Annotated in this window: 14 protein-coding genes; 4 read left to right on the top strand and 10 right to left on the bottom strand. The window is 63.6% G+C overall.

The features are described from left to right. From nuoH to IE079_RS02400, 8 genes are all read right to left on the bottom strand, one after another. Nucleotides 1–978: an NADH-quinone oxidoreductase subunit NuoH gene (gene nuoH, locus IE079_RS02435; RefSeq protein WP_189572225.1), complete on the bottom strand. Its 978-nt coding sequence runs from the start codon at nucleotides 976–978 to the stop codon at nucleotides 1–3. Further along, nucleotides 975–3692, bottom strand: a complete 2718-nt coding sequence (nuoG, locus tag IE079_RS02430) for an NADH-quinone oxidoreductase subunit NuoG (protein WP_189572222.1) — start codon at nucleotides 3690–3692, stop codon at nucleotides 975–977. The genes nuoH and nuoG overlap by 4 nt, the downstream gene beginning before the upstream one ends. Nucleotides 3693–3764: 72 nt before the next feature. After that, nucleotides 3765–5147, bottom strand: coding sequence for an NADH-quinone oxidoreductase subunit NuoF (nuoF, locus tag IE079_RS02425; RefSeq protein WP_189572219.1), 1383 nt, complete (start codon nucleotides 5145–5147; stop codon nucleotides 3765–3767). Then, nucleotides 5144–5656 (bottom strand): NADH-quinone oxidoreductase subunit NuoE, encoded by a 513-nt coding sequence (nuoE, locus tag IE079_RS02420; RefSeq protein WP_189572216.1) that lies wholly within the window; start codon nucleotides 5654–5656, stop codon nucleotides 5144–5146. The genes nuoF and nuoE overlap by 4 nt, the downstream gene beginning before the upstream one ends. A gap of 2 nt (nucleotides 5657–5658) precedes the next feature. After that, a complete protein-coding gene (gene nuoC / locus IE079_RS02415) occupies nucleotides 5659–7437 on the bottom strand; it encodes an NADH-quinone oxidoreductase subunit C/D (RefSeq protein WP_265013620.1) in 1779 nt (592 codons plus the stop codon). A gap of 39 nt (nucleotides 7438–7476) precedes the next feature. Beyond that, entirely contained in the window at nucleotides 7477–8154 is a 678-nt protein-coding gene (locus tag IE079_RS02410) for a NuoB/complex I 20 kDa subunit family protein (RefSeq protein WP_189572213.1), read from the bottom strand. Nucleotides 8155–8224: 70 nt separating this feature from the next. Continuing rightward, on the bottom strand, nucleotides 8225–8635 hold the full coding sequence (ndhC, locus tag IE079_RS02405) for an NADH-quinone oxidoreductase subunit A (protein WP_189572210.1): 411 nt from the start codon (nucleotides 8633–8635) through the stop codon (nucleotides 8225–8227). A 130-nt stretch (nucleotides 8636–8765) separates the two neighbouring features. Beyond that, entirely contained in the window at nucleotides 8766–10535 is a 1770-nt protein-coding gene (locus IE079_RS02400) for an ABC transporter transmembrane domain-containing protein (RefSeq protein ID WP_189572949.1), read from the bottom strand. A 97-nt stretch (nucleotides 10536–10632) separates the two neighbouring features. Here IE079_RS02400 and IE079_RS02395 point away from each other — a divergent pair, with 97 nt between their 5' ends. Continuing rightward, on the top strand, nucleotides 10633–12450 hold the full coding sequence (locus IE079_RS02395; RefSeq protein WP_189572207.1) for an ABCB family ABC transporter ATP-binding protein/permease: 1818 nt from the start codon (nucleotides 10633–10635) through the stop codon (nucleotides 12448–12450). Between the two features lie 6 nt (nucleotides 12451–12456). Here the strand turns inward: IE079_RS02395 and IE079_RS02390 are convergent, their stop codons facing one another. Next, a complete protein-coding gene (locus tag IE079_RS02390) occupies nucleotides 12457–13887 on the bottom strand; it encodes an NAD-dependent succinate-semialdehyde dehydrogenase (protein WP_189572204.1) in 1431 nt (476 codons plus the stop codon). Nucleotides 13888–14008: 121 nt separating this feature from the next. Between IE079_RS02390 and IE079_RS02385 the strand changes: the two genes are divergently transcribed. Further along, on the top strand, nucleotides 14009–14443 hold the full coding sequence (locus IE079_RS02385) for a MaoC family dehydratase (RefSeq protein ID WP_189572201.1): 435 nt from the start codon (nucleotides 14009–14011) through the stop codon (nucleotides 14441–14443). Here IE079_RS02385 and IE079_RS02380 read toward each other — a convergent pair. Further along, nucleotides 14434–15720, bottom strand: coding sequence for a sensor domain-containing diguanylate cyclase (locus IE079_RS02380; RefSeq protein WP_189572198.1), 1287 nt, complete (start codon nucleotides 15718–15720; stop codon nucleotides 14434–14436). The genes IE079_RS02385 and IE079_RS02380 overlap by 10 nt on opposite strands. A 290-nt stretch (nucleotides 15721–16010) precedes the next feature. Between IE079_RS02380 and IE079_RS02375 the strand changes: the two genes are divergently transcribed. Together IE079_RS02375 and IE079_RS02370 are read left to right on the top strand one after the other, a co-directional pair. Then, nucleotides 16011–16544 (top strand): DinB family protein, encoded by a 534-nt coding sequence (locus tag IE079_RS02375; RefSeq protein WP_189572195.1) that lies wholly within the window; start codon nucleotides 16011–16013, stop codon nucleotides 16542–16544. A gap of 33 nt (nucleotides 16545–16577) precedes the next feature. Continuing rightward, a complete protein-coding gene (locus tag IE079_RS02370) occupies nucleotides 16578–17036 on the top strand; it encodes a GNAT family N-acetyltransferase (protein ID WP_189572192.1) in 459 nt (152 codons plus the stop codon). Nucleotides 17037–17093: the final 57 nt, after the last annotated feature.

Below are 17093 nucleotides of genomic sequence, written 5' to 3'. Positions count from 1 at the left end.
CTATGAGCCGATCAGGAGCATGACGGCCCCTGTGGCCAGTAAGTTGATCAGTGTGAGCGGCAGGCAGACCTTCCAGCCGAAGTTCATTACCCGGTCATACCGGGGCCGGGGCAGCGCCGCCCGCAGCAGGATGAACAGCACCAGGAAAAAGCCGGTCTTGAGAGCGAACCACAGAATCGGTGGCAGCCAGGGGCCATGCCAGCCGCCGAAGAACAGGGTGACGATGAGCGCGGAGATCAGCACCATGCCCACGTACTCGCCGATGAAGAACATGCCGAACTTCATGCCGGAGTATTCCACGTGATAGCCGTCGGCCAGCTCCTGCTCCGCCTCCGGCTGGTCGAAGGGGTGACGGTGTGTCACCGCGACGCCGGCGATGAAGAAGGTGGCAAAGCCGAAGAACTGGGGAATGATGAACCAGAAGCCTTCCTGGGCATTGACGATGTCGCGCATGTTGAAGGAGCCGGCCAGGGCCACCACCCCCATCAGCGACAGGCCCATGAACACCTCGTAGGACAGGGTCTGTGCCGAGGCCCGCATGGCCCCCAGCAGGGCGTACTTGTTGCCGCTGGACCAGCCGCCGAGCAGCACCGCGTACACGTTGACGCCCGCCATGGCGAAGAAAAACAGCAGCCCGATGTGCATGTCCGCCACGCCCCAGCCGGGGGTGATGGGAATGATCACGAACGACAGCAGCAGCGAGGCAAAGGCGATGATCGGCGCCAGCACGAACAGCGGCCGGTCCGCAAAGGGCGGAATCCAGTCTTCCTTGAAGAAGATCTTCAGCATGTCGGCAACCAGCTGCATGGTGCCGAAGGGCCCGACCCGGTTGGGGCCATGGCGGTCCTGCCACAGGCCCAGCAGCCGGCGTTCCACCACGGTCAGGGCCGCGCCCAACAATACCGCACCCAGAAGTATCACCAGGGCCTGGAACATGGCCCAGACGATGGCGGCCAGCTCGGGCGTCCACCAGCTCATGGCTCACCTCCCGTGGTCTTGCTCAGGGTGAGTGCTTCGCCCTGGGCCAGGCCTGGCAGTAACCCGGCAGGCAGGCCGGCCCAGCCGGTGGGCCAGTCATCCTGCTCATGCACGGTCATTGCCGGGCTGTCGCCGAGCACCAGGGTGTCGCCGTGGTGAACGTCCAGCGCCTCGGCATCGATATGGCACAGGATTACCACCGGCGTTGCCATCCGTTGCTGGATGGGCTCGGCCCGGGCGGAGGTTTCGTCGCCGCCGAACAGGCTGGGCAGTACCAGGGCCCGCAGTGTGTTTTCAGCAGTGGCGGCGGCAGGAATACGCAAGGAATAGTCCCGGTGGCCAGGCTGGCGGTGGATCAGCCGTATGCCGGGGTCGCCCCCGCTCAGGTGGCCGCCCACCTCGTCGGTGAACTTGTTCCAGGCCTGGGGCGAGTTCCAGCCCGGGGCCCAGGCGAAGGCGACCTGTTGCCGGGGATGATCGAAGCCACTGTAGCCCTCCATGGAAAAGGCAAAGGGCGTGTCCTCATCCTGCGGGGGCCGGGGTTCGCTGACCGACAGGTTGGCGCGCATGGCGGTACGCCCGCTGTAACGATGGGGTTCCCGGGCCAGGCGCAGGCCTTCGATGCGGTAGCCGGCTCCCGGTGCCGCCTCCACCATGCCGGTCAGGGCCGGGTGGGCTTCGGCGCAGGCGGCAGTGATTTCATCCAGGTTGACGTCGGTGGCGTCTTCCCGCCGCAAGCCGGCAGCCAGGGCGTGCAGCCAGCGCCAGCTCTCGTGGATGCGGGCCTCCGGGCGCAGGTAGCCGGGTTCGTACACCTGGAAGAAGCGCTGGGCACGGCCTTCCAGGTTGACCAGAGTACCGTCGCCCTCGGCGAAGCTGGCGGCGGGCAGGGTAAAGCTGGCCCGTGCCAGCGTGGCTGTACGCTGATGGTCCAGCACCACGCGGATGTCTGCCCGGGCCAGGGCCTGATCCACCCGCTGGGCAGGAAGCCGCTGGTAGAGGTCATTTTCCAGCACCACCACGGCGTCAGCGCGGCCTTCGGTCAGCTCGTCCATGGCCCAGTCCAGAGTCTGGCCGCCCATCAGCGACAGCCCGGTGCTGTTGGCTTCCCGGCGGATCAGTACCAGCCCGCCCTGTCTGGCGCGCCGGGCCAGGGCCTGGGCAATGTTGCCGGCGGCCTGCAGCACTGAGTCCGACACCAGGCTGCCACCGCTGACCACCAGTGGGCGCTCTGCCGCCATCAGGTCGTCGGCGATGCGCTGGGCGGTGTCCCGGGTCGCCGGGTCGAGGTTGTCCACCACCGGTGCCGCCGGGTCGATAATATGGGCGACCGCAAACCCCAGCCGCGCGATCTCCTCCGGTGCCAGGGGGTAACGTGTGGCTACATCATCCAGCTCGGTGGCGGTGGGCCAGGCGATATGCAGCGGGTGGTAAACGTCCTGCCCCAGGGTTTTCAGGGCCTCGGCGTTCCAGGCCGGGATGCCGATCTTCTCGCCCATGGCTTCGCGCCGTGACAGCGCCGCCTGGCGCATGTTCAGGCCGAGGCGGCCGGCGCTCTGCACCGGGTCTTCCCCCAGCACCAGAATGGCGTCGTGGTTTTCGATCTGCCGGGGTGTCGGGGTGTGCAGGCCGGTGGTGCGCTGGAGGTCGTCCATCAGCGCCAGGCAGGCCTGTTCCCGGGCTTCGATGCCGGTGGAGAAGTTGTCGGCGCCCACCAGTTCGCGCAGCTGGTGGTTGCTCTCCAGGCTGGCCCGGGGCGAGCCGATGCCGATCACCCGCTGGCTATGGCGCAGGGTGTCGGTGATGCGGGCCAGGGCCGTGTCCACTTCCAGGGTGGTCGGCTCCTCGTCCGGCTGTTGCCGCCATTCCGGTAACAGGGGACGGTCACTGCGGTTGACGTAGCCGTAGCCGAAACGTCCACGATCACAGAGGAAGTAACCATTCACTTCGCCGTGGTAGCGGTTCTCGATGCGGCGAATGCTGCCATAACGCTCACCGGGGCTGATGTTGCAGCCCATGGAGCACTGGTGGCACACGCTTGGGGCGAACTGCAGGTCCCACTTGCGGGTGTATTGTTCGGAATGGCTCTTGTCGGTGAATACGCCGGTGGGGCATACCTCGGTCAGGTTGCCGGCAAAGGGGCTTTCCAGGGTGCCTTCGGCATAGCGCCCGAAATAGACGTTGTCTTTCGCGCCAAAGGCGCCCAGGTCGGTACCGCCGGCATAGTCGTTGTAGAAGCGCACGCAGCGGTAGCAGGTAATACAGCGGTTCATCTCGTGGGCAATGAACGGGCCCAGCTCCTGGTTGCGCCGGGTGCGCTTGCGGAAACGATAGCGGCGCCGGTCATGGCCGGTCATCACGGTCATGTCCTGCAGGTGACAATGGCCGCCCTCCTCGCACACCGGGCAGTCGTGGGGGTGGTTGATCATCAGCCATTCCACCACGCTGGCGCGGAAGGCTTTCGCTTCCTCATCCTCGATAGAAATACGGGTCTGGTCTGCCGCCGGAGCCATGCAGGACATCACCAGCGAGCCCTTGTCGTCGTCCTCGTCCTTGTACTGACGCACCGCACACTGACGGCAGGCGCCGACACTGCCCATGGCCGGGTGCCAGCAGAAATAGGGGATGTCCAGGCCCAGGGACAGGCAGGCCTGGAGCAGGTTCTGGGCCCCGTTCACCTCGTAGTCTTGTCCGTCCACATGAATAATGGCCATGGTTCAGTCCCGTTGCTGCGTTGTCGTGCTGACAGTCATGCTGTTCATATCTGCGCCCTCACACCTCTGCCCCTATACCTGTCCCACGGGAATCGGATCCTCGTGGGCTTCGCCCCGGGGTTTGCCGACACCCTGCTCGAATTCGTGCCGGAAATGTCTGAGGGCGGTTTCCAGCGGCATGGCCGCGCCGGGGGCATGGGCGCAGAAGGTCAGCCCGGGGCCACAGTCCGCCGCCAGCTTGTCCAGCAGTTCGATATCCCCTTCCTCACCCTGCCCGTGTTCCAGGGCCTGTAGCAGCTTGACGGTCCAGGGCAGGCCGTCGCGGCAGGGGGTGCACCAGCCGCAGGACTCCCGGGCGAAGAACTCCTCCAGGTTGCGCATCAGCGCCACCATGCTCATTTCCTGTGGCACCACCGTCAGCAGGCCGGTGCCCAGACGGCTGCCCTCCTTGCCCACGGTGTCGAAGTCCAGGGGTAGGTCCAGGTGCTCCGGCAGCAGGAAGCCGGTACTGGCACCGCCGGGCAGCCAGGCCTTGAGCTGGCGGTTATCCCGCATGCCCCCGGCCCGTTCGAGGATCTCGGCACCGGTGGTGCCCATGGGCAGTTCCCACAGCCCGGGCTTTTCCACCGGGCCGGACACGCCGTAGAGCTTGGTGCCGCCGTCTTTGGTGCGGTCTCCGGACAGGCCCTGGTACCAGTCGGCGCCGTTGAGGATCACTGCCGGCACGTTGCACAGGGTTTCCACGTTGTTGACCACCGAGGGCTTGCCCCAGGCCCCGGACTGGCCGGGGAACGGAGGCTTGGCCCGGGGATTGGCGCGCTTTCCCTCCAGGGAGTTGATCAGGGCGGTTTCCTCACCACAGATGTAGCGCCCGGCGCCGGTATGCACGGCAATATCGAAGTCGAAGCCGCTGCCGTTGATGTCCGGCCCCAGCCAGCCCGCTTCCCGCGCCTCGTCGATGGCGCGATTCAGCACCCGCGCCGATTCCACATACTCGCCCCGCAGGAAGATGTAGCCATAGAAGGAATTATTGGCGTAGGCCCCCAGGATCATGCCCTCGATGAGCAGGTGGGGCTGCTGCTCCATCAACAGGCGGTCCTTGAAGGTGCCCGGCTCCATCTCGTCGGCGTTGCAGATCAGGTAGCCCCGAGGCATGTCGCCGCCCTGCAGGGTCAGGCTCCACTTGAGGCCGGCGGAGAAGCCGGCGCCACCGCGGCCGCGCACATTGGCCTCTTTCATATTGGCGATAACGGCCTGGGGGTCGCCTTCATTCAACGCCTTGCGCACAGACTGGTAGCCGTCCTTGCGCAGGTACTCATCAAGCCAGACCGCCTCGCCGTCGTCCCGCAGCCGCCAGGTCAGCGGATGGGTGTCGGCACTGCGCTCGGTCTCCGGCTGCAGCAGGCGGCTGCGATACTGCGTTGACTGGCGCTGGCTGGGGATGGACTGGCTCATGGGTAGCCCTCCAGCAGGCGGGGCAGGTCGTCGGGTGTGACCGGCCCGTAGGTGTCGTTATCGATCATCAGTGCCGGGGCGCCGTCACAGGCCCCCAGGCAGCACACCGGCAACAGGGTGAAGCGGTTGTCACTGGTGGTGCCGCCGTAGTCAACGCCCAGCTCATTCACCAGCGCCTGTTTGAGTTCGTCGAACCCGGTCAGGAAGCAGGAGCTGCTGTCGCATACCAGGACTACGTGGCGCCCCACCGGCTGGCGGAAGATCAGGCTGTAGAAGGTGGCCACACCCTCCACGGCACCGGGGCCAATGCCCAGCACCCGGGCAATGGCGGGAATGGCGTCGTCCGGCACCCAGCCATGGCGGCGCTGCACGATCTTGAGGGCGTCGATGCAGGCGGCCTGGGGCTGCTCGTAGTGTTTCAGCTGCTCCAGGATGGCGGTTTCGTCCGCCGGGTGCAGCTCGAAGCCGTCGCTGCCGATCAGTGTGCTGGTGGATACGGGCTCTGCCATGGTTAGCGGTCCACGTCTGCCATTACGAAGTCGATACTGCCCAGGTGGGCAATCAGGTCCGGTACGAAGCCACCGCGCATCACCGCCGGTATCTGCTGCAGGTGCGGAAAGCTGGGCGTGCGGATGCGGGTACGGTAGCTCATGGTGTTGCCGTCACTGGTCAGGTAGTAACTGTTGATGCCCTTGGTGGCTTCCACCATCTGCAGGGACTCGTTGGGTTTCAGCACCGGCCCCCAGGACACCTGCAGGAAATGGGTAATCAGGGTCTCGATGTGCTGCAGCATGCGTTCCCGGGGTGGCGGTGTAGTGAGCGGGTGGTCCGCCTTGTAGTCGCCGGCGGGCATGTGGTTTACGCACTGCTGGATGATACGCAGGCTCTGACGCATCTCGTCGATGCGCAGCTGGCCCCGGTCGAACACGTCGCCGTTTTCTGCCAGGGGGACCTCGAAGTCAAAATTCTCGTAGCCGGAATAGGGCCGCTGCTTGCGCAGGTCGAAATTGCAGCCGGTGGCTCGCAGGTTGGGGCCGGTGACGCCCCACTCCAGGGCTTCGGCGGTGTTGAAGGCGGCCACATGGCGGGTACGCTCGCGCACCAGGGCGTTCTCCATCATCGCCTTTTCATACTCCCTCAGCCGGGGTGGCATCCAGTCGAGGAAGCCCTGCACCAGCTTTTCCCAGCCCTGGGGCAAATCCTGGGCAACACCGCCGATGCGGTACCAGGCCGGGTGCATGCGAAAGCCGGTTATGCCCTCGATGACTTCGTAGGCCCGCTGGCGGTCGCTGAAGGTATAGAACACCGGCGACATGGCCCCCAGGTCCTGCAGGTAGGTGCCCAGGAACAGCAGGTGGCTGTTGATGCGGAACATCTCCGCCATCATCACGCGGATGGTCTTGACCCGGTCCGGCACCTCGATGCCGGCCAGCTTCTCCACCGCCAGCACGTAGGGCAGGTTGTTCATCACCCCGCCGGTGTAGTCGATGCGGTCGGTGTAGGGAATGAAACTGTGCCAGGACTGACGCTCGGCCATTTTTTCGGCACCCCGGTGGTGGTAGCCGATGTCTGGCACGCAGTCGACAACCTCCTCACCGTCGAGCTGCAGCACCAGACGGAACGCGCCGTGAGCCGACGGGTGGTTGGGGCCCAGGTTGAGGAACATGAACTCGGCGCCGTCCCGCTCCCGCTGCATGCCCCAGGCTTCCGGGTCGAAGCGCATCGCTTCCTGCTCCACGTCCTGGCCCTCTACGGTCAGGGTGTAGGGGTCGAACTCGGTGGCCCGGGCGGGGTAGTCCTTGCGCAGGGGGTGGCCGTGCCAGGTTGGTGGCATCAGGATGCGTTGCAGGTGCGGGTGCCCGGAGACACCGACGCCATACATGTCCCAGATTTCCCGCTCATACCAGTTGGCGTTGGCAAACACTGACGTCACGCTTGGTACGGACAGGTCGTCCTCCCTGAGGGCCACCTTGAGGATCAGGTCTTCGTTCCGCTCCACCGACAGCAGGTGGTAGAAAACGGTGAAGTCGGAATCCGGCAGCCCGTGCCGGTGGCTGCGCAGGCGTTCGTCCACCGCCGACAGGTCGTAAAGCATGTTGAAGGGGGCCGGCTGTTCTTTCAGGTGCCGCAGGAGGTCCACAATCCGCTCACGGCGCACCCACAGCACCGGCATGCCCGCGAGCGTCGGCTGCACGTGCACAATGTCCTCCCGGAAGTTGTCCAGCAGGCCCGGTTCGGGGTGACTGCCGGGGTTATCCCGGGGTTGGGTGTCGACGGTGTCTGTGGTCATGGTCCTGGTTCAGCTCCTGGTGCAACGACAATCAACGCGTCAGAGTTTGTCCGGTGTCCGCAGTTCCGTGGTCTGGATGCGGCGGTCCCGCCATTTTTCCCGCTGGGAGGGCATGTCCGCCTTGTAGACGCCCTGGTCGCCTACCACCCAGGACAGCGGCCGGCGCTCCTGCTGGATTCCATCCTGCAACAGCTGCAGCCCCTGCAGGAAGGCCTCGGGCCGGGGCGGGCAGCCGGGTACATAGACATCCACCGGCAAAAACTTGTCTACGCCCTGCACCACCGAATAGATGTCGTACATGCCGCCGGAGTTGGCGCAGGAGCCCATGGAAATCACCCACTTGGGCTCCAGCATCTGATCGTAGAGCTGTTGTATGACCGGTGCCATCTTGATGAAGCAGGTGCCGGCAATCACCATGAAATCCGCCTGCCGTGGGGAGGCGCGGATGACCTCCGAGCCGAATCGGGCAATGTCGTGGGGCGCGGTGAAGGCGGTGGTCATCTCCACGTAGCAGCAGGACAGCCCGAAGTTGTAGGGCCACAGGGAGTTCTTGCGGCCCCAGTTGACGGCGTTGTTGAGCACTTCACTGAGCTTGCCGGTGAACACGTTGCGCTCGAGCTGGCGCTGGACGGGATCCTCCGACGGCTGCTGGCGATCCACCGGGTATCGGCGCTCGCCTTCGGGTTCTGCTCCGGCCCTGGTCAGGGTGTAGGACATGGTTTGCCTCCATGGGCATCCGTCCCGGTGGTCAGCGGACCACCGGCCAATGCAACGATGATGCGTCGGTTCAGTCGACCGGTCTGTTGCCTCGTGACGCCTCCGGTGCCCACTCCAGGGCGCCGGTGCGGCTGTCGTAGAGCAGACCAGCCAGCAGTATCAGAATGAATACGGTCGCGCCCCAGAAACCGGACCAGCCCACCTCGGGGATGACAATGGCCCAGGCAAACAGGAACACGGCTTCAATATCGAAGATCACGAACAGCATCGCGACCAGATAGAATTTGACGGAAAAACGCAGGCGGGCATCGCCGGTACCGACAATGCCGGATTCGAACGGGAGGGCTTTGCTGACACCATGGCTGCGGCCGCCCAGCAGGCTGGAAGCGCCCACCATGAAGGCACACAGGCCCAGAGTGGCGACCACAAAGAAGCCGGTGGCCCAGTAGTTGGCCAACAGGTCGGTAACGGTGTCAGTCATTCGCTCTCCCTGGCAGCGTGACGGCTGCCGTTGAGAAAACCATTAGTGCTTCAGGATGAAGCTATAATTAAAAACTAGCAACCGCTGGTCGAATGAGCAAGCGTGGAACCCGGAAAATCAATGACCTGGATCATGGTGTCCCGGATTGGGTACCAGAACGGAACTGCAGCTCAGCCAGGCGCGCATAGAGCGGATTGCGGCGTAGCAGTTCGTCATGACTGCCGTGGTCCAGCAGCCGGCCTTCATCCAGCACCAGAATGCGGTCGGCATGGCGCACTGTGGCCAGGCGGTGAGCAATGACCAGGGTGGTGCGGTCGGCCATCAGCCCCGGCATGGCCTGTTGCACCAGGTGTTCGCTTTCCGCATCCAGGGCGCTGGTGGCTTCGTCCAGCAGCAGGATCGGGGCGTCTGCCAGTAGCGCCCGGGCAATGGCCAGGCGTTGCTTCTGCCCGCCGGACAGGCCCAGGCCGGTGTCGCCCAGTGGCGTGTCATAGCCCTGGGGCAGGGCCTGGATAAAGTCGTGGGCATGGGCGGTGCGGGCGGCGGCCATGATCTGCTCCAGGCTGGCCTGTGGGCGGGCGTAACGAATATTATCGGCGATGGTGCCGTGGAACAGGGCCGGGGTCTGGGGCACCAGGGCAAAACAGCGGCGCAGTGCCGCCGGGCTGAGCTGGCGGCTGTCGATGCCGTCGATCAGGATCTGCCCCTGTTGCGGGTCGTAGAAGCGCAGTAACAGGTCAAACAGGGTCGACTTGCCGGCGCCGGAGGGCCCCACCAGAGCTACGGTTTCACCGGCGTGGATGGTTACGGACAGGTCCCGGATCACCGTCACGTCGCCCCGGGTCGGGTAGCGGAAGCTAACCTCCCGGAATTCGATGTCACCGTCAACGGTTTCCGGCAGGGACTGGCTGCCGGCGGCTTCCGGGTCGATTTCCGTTGGCGTCTGCAGCAGTTCGAAGATGCGGGCTGCAGCCCCGGCGGCCCGCTGGAGTTCACCGATCACTTCGCTGAGGGCGCCGGCGGACACGCCCACCAGCAGGCTGTAGAACACGAACGCCGCCAGCTCCCCCGGAGTGATGCGCCCGCCAATCACATCGAGGCCGCCGATCCAGATGACAATGCCGACCGCGCCCATCACCAGAGTGATGGCGATGGTCATCAGCCAGGCCCGCTGGCGGATACGGTCGCGGGCGACGGCAAAGGCGTTTTCCGCCACCGCCGCAAAGCGTTCCCGGTCCACCGGCTGGTGGTTGAAGGCCTGTACCGTCTTGATCTGTGCCAGGTTCTCGCCCACGTAGCTGCCCACATCCGCCACCCGGTCCTGGCTCAGCCGTGACAGTTTGCGTACCCGCCGGCCGTAGAACAGGATCGGCACGATCACCACCGGGAAGCCGAAGATGATCACGCTGGCCAGCTTGGGGTTGGTGACAAACAGCAGCACAATGCCGCCGAACAGCATCAGCAGGTTGCGCAGGGCGATGGACACGGTGGAGCCGATCACCGACTGCAACACCGTGGTATCAGCGGTGAACCGGGACTGGATTTCCAGGCTGCGGTTATGCTCGTAGAAACCCGGGTGCAGGTTGATCAGGTGGTTGAACACCTGCTTGCGGATATCCGCCACCACCCGCTCGCCGATCCAGGACACCAGGTAGAAACGGGAGAATGAGCCCACCGCCAGGCCCAGTACCAGCACGAAAAACAGGCCAATGGCTTTGGCCAGCATGTCCGGCGACTGGGTGGCCAGGCCCTGGTCCACCAGGATGCGCAGCCCCTGCCCCAGGGACAGCGTGATGCCGGCGGTGATCACCAGCGCGGTCATGGCGCCGGCAACGGCCTTGCGGTAGGGCAGGATGAAATCCCGGGCGAGGATCAGGGCTCTGCGATTCTTGCTGGCGATGGCGGTTTCTCCTGGGCTGTTCAGGGTTCACGTTCGTAACCCGACATTCTACGGTCTATCATGCCCGATTGATCCACCCCCGAACGGAAGCTGCCCCTTGCGCGCCTACGCCGACAACGATTACCCCGACAACCACAAGCCGGACTGGAAGATCATCGCCGGGCTCTGGCCCTACCTGGCGGAATACCGGGGCCGGGTTGTGCTGGCGGTGGTGCTGCTGGTTGCGGCCAAGCTGGCCACCGTGGCGACGCCAGTGGCGCTCAAGTACATCGTTGACTACCTGGACACCACCAGTGCCGCGGACGTGGTGTTGTGGATTCCGGTGATGCTGGTGGTGGCCTATGGCTCGCTGCGGTTCGGCAGCACCCTGTTCAGTGAGCTGCGGGACGCGGTGTTCGCCCGGGTGGCGGAGCGGGCCATGCGGCGGGTGTCCCTGCGGGTGTTCCGCCATCTCCATAATCTCGCCCTGGGGTTTCATCTGGATCGCAAGACCGGTGGTCTGGCCCGGGACATTGAGCGGGGCACCAATGGCATCAGCTTCCTGCTGCGCTTCACCCTGTTCAATATTGTGCCCACCATTCTCGAGATCCTGATGGTCTCCGCCATCCTGTTGTGGGCGTTCAGCCCCGGTTATGTGGTGGCGATCCTGGTGGCGGTGGTGGTGTACGTGGTCTTCTCGATCCGCGTAACCGAATGGCGTACCCACTTCGTGCGGGAAGCCAACGCCCGCGACAACCAGTCCAACTCCCGGGCAGTGGACAGCCTGCTCAACTACGAGACGGTGAAGTACTTCAACAACGAGGACTTCGAGGCGAAACAGTACGACGAGGACCTGGAGGAGTGGGAGCGCGCGCGGCTCAAGAACCGCCTGTCGCTGGCGGCGCTGAATACGGGGCAGTCGCTGATTATCGGCGTGGCGCTGGTGGTGATCATGGCGATGGCCGTGGCGGAAGTGGCCAGTGGCGCCATCACCCTGGGGGATTTCACCATGATCAACGCCTACCTGATCCAGCTGTTTATTCCGTTGAATGCCCTGGGTTTTGTCTACCGGGAAATCCGCCAGGCGCTGGTCAATGTGGAACGTCTGTTCGGCCTGCTGGGTAAGGCGCCGGCGGTTACCGATGCGCCTGATGCCGGTGAGCTGAACACGGCTGGCGGCACGGTCCGGTTCGAGGGGGTACGGTTCGGCTACCAGCCGGACCGTACCATCCTGCACGATGTCAGCTTCGAGATCCCCGCCGGTCACAAGGTGGCGGTGGTGGGGGCCAGCGGTGCCGGCAAGTCCACCCTGGCGCGGTTGCTGTTCCGGTTTTTCGATGTGGATGCCGGCCGTATCACCATCGACGGCCAGGATATCCGCACCGTTACCCAGGACAGCCTGCGGTCCGCCATCGGTGTGGTGCCCCAGGACACGGTGCTGTTCAACGACACCCTGTACCAGAATCTGGCCTATGGCCGCCCCGGCGCCTCCGAAGAGGAAGTCTATCGGGCAGCACAACTGGCTCACCTGGACCATTTCATCGAGTCACTGCCACAGGGGTATCAGACCCGGGTGGGTGAGCGTGGCCTGAAGCTGTCCGGGGGCGAGAAGCAGCGGGTGGCCATCGCAAGGGTGTTTCTCAAGAACCCGCCGATCCTGATCCTGGATGAGGCCACCTCATCGCTGGATTCCGTATCCGAGCAGGTCATTCTCGAAGCCTTGCGGGAGGTGAGCGAACAGCGCACCACCCTGGTGATTGCCCACCGCCTGTCCACGGTGCGGGACGCGGACACTATCCTGGTCATGGCCGACGGCGGCATGGTGGAGCGGGGCACCCACCGTCAGCTGCTGGCGGCCGGTGGGCGCTATGCGGACCTGTGGCAGCGCCAGCAGGAGGGCAGCGAGCCTGATGCCTCGCCGAAGCAAACGGATTGACCGGACTCAGGCCCCGGCCACGGCGATGCCGCCGAGCTTGGTTTCCAGGTATTCCTCGATACCTTCATGGGCGCCTTCCCGGCCCAGGCCACTTTCCTTCATGCCGCCAAAGGGGGCGGCGGCACTGGTGGGATTGATGTCGTTGATACCAATGATGCCGAAATCCAGCCCCTCGAACACCCGCATGGCCCGTGACAGGTTCTCCGAGTAGATGTAGGCGGCCAGGCCGTAACGGGTGTCGTTGGCCATGGCCAGCGCTTCCTCCTCGGTGTCGAAGGGAATCACTGCCGCCACCGGGCCGAAGGTTTCTTCCCGGTAGATCAGCATCTCCGGAGTGACATCCGCCAGCAGCGTGGGGGCATAGAAGTGGCCGCCTGCCAGCTCCGGGGACTGCAGGCGTTCACCACCGTTCAGCACCCGGGCACCCTTGGCCACGGCATCCTTCACCTGGTTGTCCACCTTGCGCACGGCCAGGTCATTGATCAGAGGGCCGATGCGTACGCCCCCTTCCATACCATCGCCGGCCTTCATGGACCCGATACGCTTGCTCAGCTCCGCCAGGAACGGCTCCATCACCTCCCGCTGGACCAGAATCCGGTTGGGGCTGATGCAGGCCTGGCCGGTGTTGAGGAACTTCACCAGCGACAGACCTTTGGCCGCATGAACCGGGTCGGCGTCGGCAAACACCAGCGCCGGGGCATGGCCGCCGAGCTCCATGGACACACGTTTCATGTGCCGGGCGGCCCGTTCATTGAGCAGTTTGCCCACGGCTGTGGAGCCGGTAAAGGTCAGCTTGCGCACCCGTGGGTCCTCGCATAGCGCCGTGCCTACCGGCACCGGGTCCTGCTTGGTGATCAGGTTGACCACACCTTTGGGAAAGCCCGCCTGCTCGAAAATGCGGAACATGGCCATGGCGCATAGCGGCGTGCTCTCGGCGGGCTTGAGCACCACCGTGCAGCCGGCGGCCAGGGCCGGCCCCACCTTGCGGGTGATCATGGAAATGGGGTAGTTCCAGGGGGTGATGGCACCCACCACCCCTACCGGCTGCTTCTGTACCCAGAAGCGCTGGTCCGGGCGCGCGGAGGGGATGCTGTGGCCATAGAGTCGTTTGGCTTCCTCGGCGAACCACAGCAGGAAGTCGGCACCATACTGGACCTCGTTCAGGGAGGCCTTCAGGGGTTTGCCCTGCTCCCGGGTCATCAGCTCCGCCAGTTCCCGCTTCTGCTCGATCATCAGCTGCCAGGCCCGGTACAGCAGTGCCGAGCGCTCGTAGGCGGTGGTTCTGCGCCAGCTGAAGAAGGCTTCGTGGGCGGCCCCGATGGCCTCGTCGATATGGGCGGAGGTAGCATTCGGCACCTGGCCGATAACGTCGCCGTTGGCGGGGTTGGTCACGTCAAAGGTGTGGCCGGGGTCGGTCCAGCTGCCGTTTATGTACATATTCTCGATACCGTGTTGTTATGGGTCGGGGTTACAGGGCTGTTTCACGCTATCGTAAACATCCTGGTTATTCCTGCAAAGATCAACTGTATCAATGAAGCAGTAACGTGGGAGCAGTAACATGAGTGATCTGCATGGCTATTACCTCGAAGATATAACAGTGGGCATGAGCGCCAGCTACGCCAAAACCATCACCGAAGCGGACGTGGTGCTGTTCGCCGGCATAACCGGCGATGACAACCCGGTTCATATGAATGCTGAATTTGCTGCCGAAACCGCCTTCGGCCAGCGCATCGTTCATGGCATGTTCAGCGCCGGGCTGATCTCCACGGTGCTGGGTACGCGCTTGCCGGGACCGGGGGCGATTTATCTTGATCAACAGGTCAGCTTCAAGGCGCCGGTGCATATCGGCGATACGGTGACGGCGACGGCGACCGTAGAGGAGATCGACGAGCGCCGCCGCCGGGTGAAGCTGAAAACCGTGTGTACGGTGAAGGGAAAAGTGGTGGCGGCAGGCCATGCCACCAATATGGTGGACCGCCGGCCTCAGGACTGAGTGGTCACCACGATCCGGTTCCGACCCTGGTGCTTGGCTTCGTACAGGGAGTGGTCGCACCGGGACAGCAGGTCGCGCATGGAGGACAGGCTGTCTTCCCAGGTGACCACACCGCCGCTTATGGTCACTGTAAAGGACTGGCCTTCGCCATTGTCGAAGTGCTCCCGCTCGGTGGCCTGGCGCAGGTCTTCGGCTACATGGCGAGCCGCCGGCAGGTCGGTATTGGGTAGCAGTATCAGGAATTCCTCGCCCCCGGTACGGGCCACCACGTCGGTGCGCCGGACACGGCTTCGCAGTACCCGGGCAAACTGCTCCAGTACCTGGTCTCCCACCAGGTGGCCCCAGGAGTCATTGATACGCTTGAAGTGGTCGATATCCAGGGCGACCAGCGAGAATACATCACCGTACCGCTCGGCGCGGGCGATCTGCTCTTCAATGGTGCGGAGCATATAGCGCCGGTTGTGGAGGCCGGTCAGTTCGTCGGTGACGGACAGCCGCTCCAGCTCCAGTTCCAGCTGCTTGCGTTCGGTAATGTCCATTACCATGCCATGCCAGACGATGCGCCCGACTTCATCTTCTTCCGGTTGCGCCACCCCTTCCATCCAGCGGATGTCATCGTTGACCCGGATCCGGTACTGGCAACGCCATTCGGTCATGGATCGGGCCGAGCGTCTGATGGTCTCCATCACCTCGCTTATATCATCCTTGATGATAATGTCGAACAGTGCCGATGGATCCTCGAGAGTGTCCTCGGCGGGTATGCCGTAGAAATCCATACTCTTGCGGCTGACATAGGTGAAGCGGTAGGTCCCGTCCCGCTCCAGCACGAAGGTGTAGATCACCCCGGGCAGGGATTCCGCCAGCCGTTGCAGCCGGTGCTGGGTCTCCCGTTCCTCGGAGATGTCGAGGTGGGTGCCGCAGACCCAGTTTGCCGTCAGCTGTTCGTCTTCCAGGCGCTGGCCCCGGGTGTGAATCCAGCGCCAGTGGCCGTCGCGGTGGCGAATGCGGACGACACAATCGAAGTGGGGCACATCGCCCCGCAGGTAGGCCCCCATCCGCTGCTTGGCATTCTCGGCATCGTCCGGATGCGTTATGGACTGCCAGAGCTCATACGTCATCGGCTCCAGCGCTTCAGGCTCGTACCCCAGCATCTGAGCCCAGCGATCATTGACGACCACTTCGCCGGTGTCGAGATTCCACTCCCAGGTACCGGCGCGGGTAGCATCGATGATGGCCTTGAGCCTGGTTTCCGGGGAGAGTTTGGGTCCTTTGGGCATGGACTGATCCGAATTGATGATTTTATGACCACTTATGGTGCAAATAATAACCGCCACAATGGATAGATAACAGTGACAGGGGTCCCTGACCTTTGGAGTTGTGCGGCTCATTCATCCTTGCATGGTGCGTTATCAGCGTTATCCTCGCCCATAATAGACTCGACACTTTGATGTGACGTTGCTTTACGGTTTCAGAGGTTTTGTCACCTCGTTTCGGGAGTAGCCCATCGTTTGAGGGTATTCGAGGATGAAAGCATGGGCACAAGCAAGATTGGGAAGAGCATGCAGCCATGAGCAAGACCGACCTGTTTCGCCAAATGGCGACCTATAATCAATGGATCAATGACAGTCTTTATGAGGCTTCCACCCGTCTTGATGCCGGTGAGTTGGCAAGGGACCGGGGTGCCTTCTTTGGCTCTATCCTGGGCACGCTGAATCATATTGTTGTGGGTGATACCCTGTGGCTCAAGCGTTTCGCTACACACCCTTCCGGAACGGAGACGTTGCGTGCCGTGTCGGCCTTGCCAGCCCCTTCCAGCCTGGACCAGATCCTGTTTGAGGACTTCCGCAAACTCCATGAACATCGCCGCTGGCTGGACGGCGAAATCATCCGCTGGGCCGACGGCCTGACAGAGGCAGACGTGGATCAGGTGCTGGCCTACCGGAACAGCAAGGGCAAGCCCTTCAACAAGCGACTCTCCTATCTGATCCTGCATTTCTTCAATCACCAGACACACCACAGGGGCCAGATCTCCACGTTGCTGTCCCAGGCCGGGGTGGATATTGGTGTAACGGACCTGGTGGCCCTGATACCGGACGAATGATAAAACTGACCAGAACCACGCAAGAGACCCGCCATGGACGAATACCGCGTTAATTTCTTAACCGCTGATGACAAAGCCGAGTGGCAGCCCCTGTTCGAGGGCTATGCCGACTTCTATAAAACCCCCATCACCGATGAGATTGCTGATCGGGTATGGCAATGGCTGCTGGATCCGGCTCACGAGCTTGAAGGATTGATGGTGCGGGACCGGCACGGCAAGGCCCTGGGGATCGTGCACGTGCGTGCCTGCCCCCGGTCCCTGGCTGGCGGATACATCGGTTTTGTCGACGACATGTTCGTGGCCCCGGAAGCGAGGGGAACCGGGGCCGCCGATGCCGTGGTAACCCATCTGAAGGAGCTGGCTGAGCAGCGTGGCTGGTCTGCCCTGCGCTGGATAACCCAGCACTTCAACGAGCGTGGCCGTGGGTTCTACGACCGCCATACTGGCGGCCCCAGCGATTTCATCGTGTACCAGCTGAAGTGTGGTCAATAAGTACCAACGGACAACCTGAGGGAGCCTGATCTGACCTGAACCGGGTGCGGATATGCG

Source organism: Marinobacter zhanjiangensis (assembly GCF_014651935.1).
GTDB classification, from domain to species: domain Bacteria; phylum Pseudomonadota; class Gammaproteobacteria; order Pseudomonadales; family Oleiphilaceae; genus Marinobacter; species Marinobacter zhanjiangensis.
This window is presented reverse-complemented; position numbering and strand designations above follow the sequence as displayed.

Excerpts from the sequence above, each read along its gene's own strand:
- nuoH (WP_189572225.1), bottom strand. The coding sequence starts at position 978 with ATGAGCTGGTGGACGCCCGAGCTGGCCGCCATCGTCTGGGCCATGTTC.
- nuoG (WP_189572222.1), bottom strand. The coding sequence starts at position 3,692 with ATGGCCATTATTCATGTGGACGGACAAGACTACGAGGTGAACGGGGCC.
- nuoF (WP_189572219.1), bottom strand. The coding sequence starts at position 5,147 with ATGAGCCAGTCCATCCCCAGCCAGCGCCAGTCAACGCAGTATCGCAGC.
- nuoE (WP_189572216.1), bottom strand. The coding sequence starts at position 5,656 with ATGGCAGAGCCCGTATCCACCAGCACACTGATCGGCAGCGACGGCTTC.
- nuoC (WP_265013620.1), bottom strand. The coding sequence starts at position 7,437 with ATGACCACAGACACCGTCGACACCCAACCCCGGGATAACCCCGGCAGT.
- IE079_RS02410 (WP_189572213.1), bottom strand. The coding sequence starts at position 8,154 with ATGTCCTACACCCTGACCAGGGCCGGAGCAGAACCCGAAGGCGAGCGC.
- ndhC (WP_189572210.1), bottom strand. The coding sequence starts at position 8,635 with ATGACTGACACCGTTACCGACCTGTTGGCCAACTACTGGGCCACCGGC.
- IE079_RS02390 (WP_189572204.1), bottom strand. The coding sequence starts at position 13,887 with ATGTACATAAACGGCAGCTGGACCGACCCCGGCCACACCTTTGACGTG.
- IE079_RS02385 (WP_189572201.1), top strand. The coding sequence starts at position 14,009 with ATGAGTGATCTGCATGGCTATTACCTCGAAGATATAACAGTGGGCATG.
- IE079_RS02380 (WP_189572198.1), bottom strand. The coding sequence starts at position 15,720 with ATGCCCAAAGGACCCAAACTCTCCCCGGAAACCAGGCTCAAGGCCATC.
- IE079_RS02375 (WP_189572195.1), top strand. The coding sequence starts at position 16,011 with ATGAGCAAGACCGACCTGTTTCGCCAAATGGCGACCTATAATCAATGG.
- IE079_RS02370 (WP_189572192.1), top strand. The coding sequence starts at position 16,578 with ATGGACGAATACCGCGTTAATTTCTTAACCGCTGATGACAAAGCCGAG.